The 10,870-nt window shown below is 52.5% G+C and carries 6 protein-coding genes; all 6 read left to right on the forward strand.

Annotation, left to right across the window (positions count from 1 at the left end; translation table 11 throughout):
* The first annotated feature begins 12 nt into the window (after window positions 1–12).
* A complete protein-coding gene (locus FCL40_RS13805; protein ID WP_169307131.1) occupies window positions 13–1,206 on the forward strand; it encodes an outer membrane beta-barrel protein in 1,194 nt (397 codons plus the stop codon).
* Entirely contained in the window at window positions 1,163–1,711 is a 549-nt protein-coding gene (locus FCL40_RS13810) for a polysaccharide biosynthesis/export family protein (RefSeq protein WP_136853892.1), read from the forward strand. Before FCL40_RS13805 ends, FCL40_RS13810 begins: the two co-directional genes overlap by 44 nt.
* 11 nt (window positions 1,712–1,722) lie before the next feature.
* Window positions 1,723–3,954 (forward strand): GumC family protein, encoded by a 2,232-nt coding sequence (locus FCL40_RS13815; RefSeq protein WP_136853893.1) that lies wholly within the window; start codon window positions 1,723–1,725, stop codon window positions 3,952–3,954.
* Entirely contained in the window at window positions 3,951–4,676 is a 726-nt protein-coding gene (locus FCL40_RS13820) for a tyrosine-protein phosphatase (protein WP_136853894.1), read from the forward strand. The genes FCL40_RS13815 and FCL40_RS13820 overlap by 4 nt, the downstream gene beginning before the upstream one ends.
* A gap of 512 nt (window positions 4,677–5,188) precedes the next feature.
* Window positions 5,189–9,673: an NACHT domain-containing protein gene (locus FCL40_RS13825; protein WP_136853895.1), complete on the forward strand. Its 4,485-nt coding sequence runs from the start codon at window positions 5,189–5,191 to the stop codon at window positions 9,671–9,673.
* 432 nt (window positions 9,674–10,105) lie between these two features.
* A complete protein-coding gene (locus FCL40_RS13830; protein ID WP_136853896.1) occupies window positions 10,106–10,702 on the forward strand; it encodes a hypothetical protein in 597 nt (198 codons plus the stop codon).
* Window positions 10,703–10,870: the final 168 nt, after the last annotated feature.

Raw genomic sequence — 10,870 nt, forward strand, 5'->3', positions numbered from 1 at the left:
AGGATGATCACCATGAAAGCACTCACGCCACTGTTGCTAACCGGTTCCCTGTTACTGCCTTTTACCGTGGGCGCAGGCGAGTATCAACCCGCCAATCTCGAGATGGGCAAGGGGTGGCAGTTCATGCCCCAGTTGGGGGTGGGCCTGGGGTATGACGATAACACCGCCCACTCCAGTGCCGATGCCATCGACAGCTGGTACTGGGAGGTGAGCCCGGAGTTTCTGATCCATGCCGGAAACCAGGTCAATAGCTATCAGCTCAGTTACCTGGTGACAGATGGCAACTATGAAGACAGCAGCGAGGATGACTTCACCGACCACAGGGTTAAGCTGGACATCCACCACGAGTTCACCCGTCGTCATCGCCTGAACTTCAACTACACCTACTACCGGGACCACGAGGCCAGGGGTGAGGGGATCACCGAGGGTTTTGGCCAGGACTTCGATGAGGTGGCCGAGTTTGATGTGCACGATGTCGGCCTGATCTACGGCTTCGGTGTCCCCTCTGCCAAGATCAACCTGGATCTGGAACTGGGCTACTACGACAAAAACTACACCAACCTGGAGACCATCTCCCAGTTCCGGGACTACGACAGCGTGCTGGGGCGGGCCACCGTCTACTGGCGGTTGGGGCCCAAGACCAGCGTGTTGTTCGAGTGGGACGGGGAGGACAAGAGCTACGACCGCTCCGCCCAGGGGGAGCCCTCCAGGGACAGCTTCGACCAGCGTCTGCTGGTGGGCTTCAAATGGGATGCCACCAGCAAAACCTCGGGTACCGTCAAGCTGGGTTATGAGGACCGCAACTTCGATGCCGACAGCCGGGAGGATTTCGATGGCGTCGCCTGGAACGTGGCGGTGGACTGGAAGCCCAGGAGCTACTCCACCTTTACCATCGACGGCGGTAGCCGGGCCAAGGATCCGGACACCCTGGGCGACTATGTGGAGGAGAACAGTTTAGGGGTGCGCTGGACCCACGATTGGCGCAGCCGCCTTTCCACCCTGGCAGCCATCCGCTACCTGGACGAGAGTTTCACCGGCATCGACAGGGACGATGAGCTGTGGGAAGCCACCCTCGGAGCCACCCTGATCTGGAAGCGCTGGCTCTCCACCGAGTTCGAGTACCGCTACGCGGACCAGAGCTCCAACATCGATAGGCTCAACTATGACAAGAACCTGTTCCTGGCAACAGTGCGCCTCTCTCTGTAGTGTCCTGTTGCTGCTGGTACTGTGCCTGCCGGTGGCCGCCGCCACCGGCGACTATCGGCTCAGCTCCGGCGACACCATCTCCATCCACGTCTATGGTGAGGATGATCTGACCCTGCAGACCCGGCTGGGGGAGTCCGGGGTGATCAACTACCCCTACCTGGGGGTGATCAAGGTGAAGGGGCTGACGGTGGCCGAGCTCGAGAGCCGCATCGTCAGCGGACTCAAGGGTGACTACCTGATCAATCCCAGCGTTCACATCAGCATCACCGAGTATCGTCCCTTCTACATCTACGGCGAGGTGAAAGCGCCCGGCGGCTACCCCTATCAGCCGGGACTCACGGTGGAGCGTGCCGTGGCGCTGGCGGGGGGATTGACCGAAAGGGCCTCCATCAAGGATATGACCATCAACCGTATCCTCAGTGGCCAGGAGAAGAGCATCAGGGTCTCGATGTCCACCTCGGTCTATCCGGACGATTCCATCCTGATTAAAGACAGCTTCTTTTGAGGGGAGAGCAGATGTCCAACATGGCGATCCAGATGGATAAGGAGGCCTTCGCCTCGGAACGGGATCTGGACCTGACTCAGTACTTCCGGGTGCTGTGGCGGTACAAGGGGCGCATCCTGCTGTTCTCCATGCTGGTGACCGCCATCGCCGTCGCGGTATTGCTGAATGTGCAACCTATGTACAGGGCCCAGGCCAGGCTGCTGCTCGAGTCGCAGCAGGCCAAGGCGGTGTCCATCGAAGATGTCTATGGCCTGGACTCCTCCCGCCAGGAGTACCTGAAGACCCAGTTTGAGATCATCAAGAGCCGCCACCTGGCCGAGCGGGTGATCGATCGGCTGGAACTGACCCGGCATCCGGAGTTCATTATCCCCGAACGTCCCCCCTGGCAGGACAAGATACTCAGCCTGATACCGACGGCGCCCAACCAGGATCCCATGGAGGTGGTGCGCGGCTGGCTCTCCTGGCTGCCGGTGGATCTGACGCCGGAGTCGGTGGATGAAGCCCAGCGCCTGGCGACGAGAAAGGTCCGCCTGTTTTACGAGTTTTCCAAGCGGCTGACGGTGTCGCCGGTGCCCCAGACCCAGTTGGTGGATGTGGGCTTCTACGCCCATAACCCCAGCCTGGCGGCGCTGGTGGCCAACACCATGGGCGAGATCTACATCGAAAATCACCTCGAGGCCAAGCTGGCGGTGACCCGCAAGGCCTCCGAATGGCTCAGCAGCCGCCTGGACGAGCTGCTGGTGGGGCTGCGCAACTCGGAAGAGAAGTTGCAGGCGTTCCGTGAAAGGGAGGGGCTGCTGGAGCTCGACGGTTCCGTGGGCACCGCCTCCAAGGAGATCAATGAGCTGACCGAGCAACTGGGGCTGGCCAGGCAGAGGCGGGAGGAGGCCCGCTCCCTGTTGAACCTGGTGAGGCGTAAAGGCAGCGACAACATCGACAGCCTGGAGGGGCTGGCGGAGATCAGCGGCCACCCGCTCATCGAGCAGGTCAAGCAGGCCGAGGTCACCGCCTCGGCCAATGTGGCGGAGCTGTCCCGGCGCTATGGCCCGAAACACAACAAGATGATTGCCGCCAAGGCGCAACTGGCCGAGGTGCGCGCCAACATGCGTGCCCAGGTGCGCCAGCTGGTGCGAGGCATTGAGCAGGAGTTCCAGACCCTGGACTCGGCGGTGATGGCCCTGGAGCGCCAGCTCGGCGGCATCAAGTCCCAGTACCAGGAGCAGAGCCGGGTCGAGGTGGAGTACCGCGAGCTGCAGCGGGAGGTGGAGTCGAACCGCCGCATCTATGAGACCTTCCTCAACCGGATGAAGGAGACCGGCGCCGTCGCCGACTTTGATGCCGCCCATGCCCGGTTCACCGACCGGGCCGAACCGCCCCTCTATCCCTCCAAGCCCAAGAAGAAGCTGATCGTCATCATGGTGGCGGTCATGTCGGGACTGCTCGGGTGTGCCTTCGCCCTGGTCTACCACACCCTGACCGACACCATCACCGCCGGCGACCAGGTCGAGAGCAAACTCTCCGCCAAGCTGCTGGGGGCGATCCCCCAGCAGAAGGCGCGAAAAAGGCTCAAGGCGGACCACTTCTTCTCCAAGGAGGCCCACAGTTTTTCCGAGGCGTGGCGAACGGTGCGCACCGGCTATCTGCTGACCCATGTGGAGGATGGCGCCAAGACCCTGTGCGTGACCTCGACGGTGCCCGGCGAAGGCAAGACCACCAGCTCCTTCAACCTGGCCCTGGCCCTGTCCCAGCTGGAGCGGGTGTTGCTGATCGAGGCGGATCTGCGCAAGCCGGTGGTGGGGGAGATGTTGAGGTTGCCCAACTATCAGCCCGGATTGTCCAATCTGCTCAGCGGCACCCACAAGCTGAACGACTGCCTGTACACCGTGCCCGATACCGAGCTGGATGTGATGGTGGCCGGCACCCGGGTCTCCACCCCCCTGGAGCTTATTGCCTCCAAGAGCTTCAGCACCCTGCTGGAGCGGTTGCAGGGCCACTATGATCGAATCTTGGTGGATACGGCGCCGGTGGACGTGGTCAGTGACGCCCTGGTGATCGCCCGCCGGGTGGACTCGGTGGTGTACGTGGTCAAGTGTGGCAAGGCCAGGCGTGATCTTATCGCCCGCTCGCTGGGGCGGCTGTTCGCCGCCCAGGCGCGGGTGGACGGGGTGGTGCTTAACGGGGTGCCCAAGGACCTGGCGACCTACAAGCGCTACCAGAGCTACTATGGGACGGGCATGCCATGATCGATCTTCACTGTCACCTGTTGCCCGGGGTGGACGACGGCGCCCGGGATATGGAGGAGGCCCTGGCACTGGCGCAACTGGCGGTAGAGCAGGGGATCACCCACTCGGTGCTGACTCCCCACATCCACCTGCGCCACTACCCCAACACCCTGGAGTCGCTGACGCCGCACTTTCATCGCTTCAAAAAGGCCCTGGCCCAGAGGGCGATTCCCCTGCAGGTTGCCCTGGGGGCCGAGGTGCGCATGGCGCCGGAGTTGCTTCTCGGCGAGGCCTGGAAGGGCCTGCCCAAGCTGGGGAGCACCGAACAGGGGCGGCCGGTGCTGCTGCTGGAGATGCCCTACAGCCACGTGCCGGCCGGGACGGCCCAGCTGTTGCGCTGGCTGAGCAGTCAGGGGGTGCAGCCGGTGGTGGCCCACCCGGAGCGCAACCGGGAGATCATCGCCCATCCCAGCCTGGCGCTGACCCTCAAGGGAACCGGGGCCTGGCTGCAGGGGACCCTGAGCGCCCTGGGGGGCAGTTTCGGTGTCGAGATCAAGCGGGTCGCCTGGGAACTGCTGGACAAGGGCGCTTACCACTACCTGGCCAGCGACGCCCACCGCATCGACAAGCGCTCCACCCGGGTCGAGCATGTGTTGCAGATGCTGACCGAGGGGCTGGGCTTCGAACAGACACAGGTGCTGACCCAAGACCGCCCCTGGGCCATAGTGGCGTCAAGGTTTTAGCGCCGTCATGGCGCTGCGGGTTGTACACCTGTCCACCAGGTCGCTCCTTCTGGCCCAGCGGCGCATTTTGATAGAAGCGAGCTTAGGCTGCTATGGCGCCAATAGCGATCATTGTAGTAAACAGCCATGACTGCAGGTTCAACATACCTGGGTTCATCGTCTCAACGGGCCCAGCAAAGCATATCCCTAGGTTGATGACCCTACTCAGCGCTGCCTTTCTCTGGGTCCATTTAACGGTCGTTTGTTGGACCCAGCTATCTACAGTTGAAGAGTTGAGTGTTTGGGTTTGCAGGTTATGAGGAAAGGATACCATTGGCGCCAACTGCGGCCGTTTGTCTGTTGTTGACTTTTGCGGACTGAACTGGGTTGATATGAACTTTATTTCAATCCATTCTGAACCGTTGGTCTTGGAACCCACTGTCGAGGCAATCGGAGCCTGCGAAAGCCAACAACCGCTGTATCAAAGTGATCTACGGTACCTACCTTTCAGACAATAAAAAGGAAATACAAACTTGATTGATTTTTCCTCTATTAATCCCTTCAATAAAGGGCCAAGAGAGTCCTTTGAAGACTTGATTTGTGTTCTTGCTCGTCGTGAACACCCTGAAAATGGGGTCGACTTCCAACCCAATGATGGTTGTGGGGGAGATGGAGGTGTAGAAGCGATCTGGATTCTAAACAATGGGCGAAAAATTGGTTATCAAGCGAAGTATTTCACTTCAATTAGTGACTCCCAATGGAGTCAAATGGATGAATCTGTAAAACAAGCGTTGAAGGTGCACCCCGAACTTCAAACATATATTTTTGCATTACCAAAAGACTTAACGCCAGCTAGGGGAACACAAGGTAAATCTCAACGAGAAAAGTGGGATGACCGAGTACAAAAGTGGAAAATCTGGGCAAAAGAAAAGTCAATTGACCTAGAATTTGAGCTTTGGTCCGAAACCACTTTAAAGGAAATGCTCCTTCGAGAAGAGAACGCCGCTTTGATCAAGCATTGGTTTGGTGGCGACGTTTTGAACGATACTTGGTTCAAAAATCAAATTGATGTGGCAAAGCGAGCATTAGATGATCGTTTCAACCCTGATGATCACGTCGAAGTGTCTATTGAAGCCTTGTTCGACACCATGGCCCGTGGTCCAGGTATTGCTCAAAAATTGAGAAATGCCTTCAACGAACTTGAGAAGGCAAGAATTCCAAGTATAGAGCTTATATCTACAGAGCATGCACCAGACGCCGACGCACTTTTAATAGCAAATGACGCTTGGCTAAAACTTGTGGAACTTAAGGGCTCGTTTACGAAGGATTTTACTAAAGAATGGGACATTGATTCGGCAACCTCGATTCTAGAACGTCTTCACAGTGCAGTTTGGACGCTTGAAAGGCAGTATGCTTCAATAGACAAGAAAATTCTTGCAAAGGATGACCAAAGTAAACTGGAAACTCTGTCCCGAAGTCTCCGCGATATTTCCTCTTCCTGCTCCTCATTAAGCGATATCTTTCGTGACCGTAATCTTAAAGCTGAAGCTCTCCGGTGTGCTGTAGTTTATGGACCAGCAGGGGCAGGAAAGTCTCATATTCTTGGGTTGGTGGCAGAACAGCGTACTCGTGCGGGTTTTCCAACAGTTCTAGTGTTAGGTCAGAGCCTTTCAAAGTCAGTGTTCTGGGAACAAATCGGTAGTGTGTTGGGTCTAGAAGGCAGAACCGTAGAGGATGTTTTGGGAACTCTTAGCGCAGCCGGTGAGCGTAAAGGAGAACGGACTATTCTGCTCTTCGACGCAATCAACGAAGGCGTTGGTGCACAATATTGGAGGCAGAATCTGCCGGAAGTTTTAAACGCGATTCAAAAATACTCCCATTTGTCCGCCGTATTCTCTTGTCGCGATGAGTATCTTCCGTATGCAGTTCCGGACACTTTATCGGATAAATTACCAAAATTCTTTATCAAAGGCTTTTCCAGCCCAGAGGAGATGGAACGAGCGGCAATCCGATACCTTGATACCAAAGGTATAGCTAGACCGAATACACCGTGGCTATCGCCGGAATTTAGTAACCCGCTCTTCCTAAAAAGTGCCAGTGAGGCTTTGCATGCGAAAGGACTTACAGAATTTCCTCGCGGGCTGAACGGAATATCACAAATAATGGCGCTGTATCTCGATGCACTGAGTTGGCGAACGGGGGTAGAAGCAACAAATTCAGATACTATTTCTGCTTCTATCAAAAAGTGTGTTGGCCTCGTCGCTGATAAGATGGCAACGAATGGTTGCGACTTCATTGAAATCGGAGAGGCGACAACATTTGCAGATGACAGCTTTAAGGGCAGGACTCCGCCAGAGGGAAAGACTTGGCTGCAAGTATTAATAGAAACAAGTTTGTTTCGGCGCGATCCACCGCCTTATTCGAAAGAGGCTGATCCATTTAATCCGCCACCGGAACTAATACGCTTCTCCTTTCAGAGATTCCAAGACCATCTCATGGCAACATCTTTGGTTTCGAAGGTGGCCGGAGATCAAGCAAATATAGCTTTCGATGCGGGCGGGCCTCTCAATTTCCTATTTTATGATGGGCAATCAGACTCTGGTTTCCGTTATGAGTATGCGGGATTGGTTAGCGCTCTATCCACAATCTATCCTGAGAAGCTTGGCGTCGAATTTGTTAAGGCACTACCAGACTGGGAGCAGCATTGGGAAAGGGATCAGCTACTTCAAGAAAGCTTTGGTGAAAGTTTCAAATGGAGATGTGTGGATGCCTTTTCAGATACTACTCGAGAGCTATTGAACCGATTGGACTACTGTCATGTAGAATCTCTGGGGCTGCTATTGGAAGTGTCGATGACAATTGATCATCCATTCAATGCTCTGCGCCTACACTGCCGTCTGAAGCAGTGGTTAATGCCAGAAAGAGATAGTCACTGGACACGTTGGATAAATAGGGCCTCGCGAGAAGAGTTCAATCAAGTAGACAGGATTGTCTCTTGGGCCTTGTCTATACGTAATCGATCCGCAGACGTTAAACACATGGAGTTAGCTTCAATAATTCTGGCGTGGTCTTTGTCGTCGTCCCACCAGACATTGCGTGATCGAGCGACCAAAGCATTAACGACGTTATTTTTGGTCAACTCAAGCTTATTTGGCTTTGTGATTGAAAAAATGTACGATTGCGATGATCCGTATGTGGTAGAGCGACTCTATGCGGCAGCCTTTGGCGCTTGCTGCATCGATCAAAGTTCTGAGCGTCTGGATATTTACTCGCGTGAAGTCTTTGTGAAGATTTTTGCAAATAAACAGCCACCAGTTGCCCTGCTTACCAGAGACTACGCATTGGGGATCATTGAACTCGCTGATAGCAAAAGTGCACTGAGCAGCGATATTAACCTTGAGGATTGCTATCACCCATTGGGTTCTGATGCGCCAATGTTTGGTTTGACTGAGGAGGAAGTGAAGAAAATTTCTGAAGAAAAAGGTGGTAAAGAAATTTTAAATTCGGCTTCAAGTGAATGGGGTGACTTCGGAAAATATAGTATTCCAGGTCGTGTTAGAAGTTTTTCGACAACCCCCCTTTCTCAACCAAAGCCAATTTCAAAGAAAGAATTAAAGCGAGCTTTCGTCGAGGAAGTGATATTTCCTCACGGCGAGCGTGTTAAGGCGTTAGAAGAATATGAGAAAGCGTCCAGTTTCTCTAAAGAGGCACTTTTTTGCCTATTTGAGGATGAGACCGACAAAGAGGAGGCCGAAAACGAAGGCTCTGCTCAGGAGGATGTTCAAGTTAATATCCTCCGCCGCTTAGAAAGCTTGCTAGATGTCGATGAGAGAGAAAGGCTTTCGGCGGACTATTTTAGAGATGACGGCGACTATGAAGACTTTGACAAAGTTGACGTTCAACAATGCCGACTTTGGATAACCAAAAGAGCCTATGAACTTGGTTGGAATTCAGAACTCTTTCCTAGGGATGGTTATGGTACGAGTTATTCTAGATATGATAATGATTTTGAACGGATAGGAAAAAAGTACCAACGTATCGCTCTGGATGAAATTCAAGCTAGGCTGGCAGATAATTTTTGGTTAGTCCAAGGTTGGCCTGAAGAACCGCTTGTCTATCGGTACAGCAATCATGACTTTCGTAGAAATATTGAACCGACTATTCTGCCGTTTGAAACGCCAGACGCTCGACCAGAGGGTTGGATTGTAGAGCCGATTATCAAACTCCCGAAAGTGGCCGAAGAAAACCTGAAGCAGTGGCCATTTGAGGAAGACCCGACGACGTCGATAGTAGAGAACCTATCGAGGCTTGATAAAGACGGTAAAAACTGGCGTGTATTGTATGAATTTAATTGTGCTAGTGATAAATATCGAGGACCTAGACAAGGCTTGCATGGGATGCGATACGAGGAATTTAGGTTCTTTTATTGCGTATTTCTAAAGAAAGGAAAAGCAAGAAAACTAGCAGAATTCCTTAAAGCTAAACAAAGCCTTGATGTTGACTCCTTTAAACCAAGGGAGTTTACCGATGGGCCATATCTTCATGAAGCACATTGGCGTAATACATGGGAGTCTGAAAAGTTCTCGGAGTGTTTATGGAATGCTCCTGATGATTGCAAATTTGCAATCCCTGTAGCCAACTACCACTGGGAGAGTCATTTGGATAAATCCCTTCCTGATGGCTTTTCCAGCTATATGCCACAAAAGTGGTTTGCCGATGAACTTGAGTTGTCGATGTCTGAGAGTGAACCTTATATATGGTTAAATAAATTTGGCGATGTTGTAGTCCAAGCTCACAAACCTTTTGAGCATCAAACCGCAGTAGTAATTGATGAAGAAACTCTTAACTACTATGTAGGCAAGTTCGACATTGAGCCTCTTTGGGTGATGATCGCAGAAAGAAACACATGGCCTAATGGAAATAATAGTGAGTCTTGTTGGCGTCGTTCTGAAGGTGTCGTGTGGCGTGAGGGTGATACTTGGCAACAAGTTGGCTGGAACAAAGATACAAAGCGCTAGATGCCATAACAGCCAGGGTACCAATTGGGCAGTATTCTGTATAAAACGGTACTCTGACAGTTTTGGTGGTGTTGCGAGTTGAGGCTCCGATTAGTTGATGCGTGCCATCAGGAGCCAACAGCTTGTCACTGGCTTACTTGCGCCTGGCCCCCCCCCCGGGGGCTACCCGCTCCGGCGCTAGTACCGGTCATTGACGTTTACCACATAAGGCTTTGCCGCTTTTTTTCGAGCAGATCCGCCTTTCGTGCTGATGAACACGCACCTAAGGGCGTTGAGCTCGACCTAATCTACTGATATATTTGGAAAATGATCTCAACGACTTACGGCTGCGGCTTTCAGATATGCGGCAAGAGTGTCCCGAGTGAAAGGCGGCGATTAGCCGCATAAAAATAGCTGTTAAAACACTAAATCAAAATCTAGGAATTTCCAACTATGGAAGAAAAGAAAGTTAGTCATCTGGAAAACGCCGTCAAAAGTAAAGAACCTGCAAACGAAAAAAAACCTGTTCAAAAATCGGAACACTCTACCATAGTCCAAGCATCTAGACTCCTTACCTACAAGAAAATTACGTTTGTATATGCCGCTACCGGGGCTCTATTCGGCTTAGGTTATATAGCTTATCTTAACCCCCATGTTTTTCTTATTAATAGCGAGACTTTAAAAGTATGGAATCAAGCAATAAATGCTATTCTTTTGCTGGTTGTTCCTTTTATGTTCGGAGCGCTCGCAGCATATGCACGTGTCCTAATTTCAGGTGAAGAAACTAATGAATATTACAAGATTATTTTTTCGTCCGGCCTTATCGCTGCATTCTCGTGGATGGGAATAAAAAGCAAAGTATTCCTCACTTTAGTGTCACCATATGTAGAGAAAGTTAGTAAAGAGGTCGGCGAAAAAGTTGTATCTTTTCCGGCGCAAGGGGAGGATGCATTTTATTCAATGGCTTTGGTCGCAATACTTGTAGGTATGTTCTCGTCAAATATATTTATTTTTGTAAATCAAAAAGTAAAGCAACTAACTAATACCTAGTTTTTAGTAAACGTGTTCTAACAAGGCGTTTAAGCGGACAATGAAGTTGACCCGTTTTAGTGGACACCAAAATCGATAGATTGAGGTGTCAGAATGCCTGCCTACAAGACAGGAAAACGAACTCAACAGTACAGTGTGGAGTTCAAGGTAAAAGCGGTGACCTGGTCA

Origin of the sequence: Ferrimonas sediminicola, from assembly GCF_005116715.1 — a bacterium.
GTDB lineage: Bacteria > Pseudomonadota > Gammaproteobacteria > Enterobacterales > Shewanellaceae > Ferrimonas > Ferrimonas sediminicola.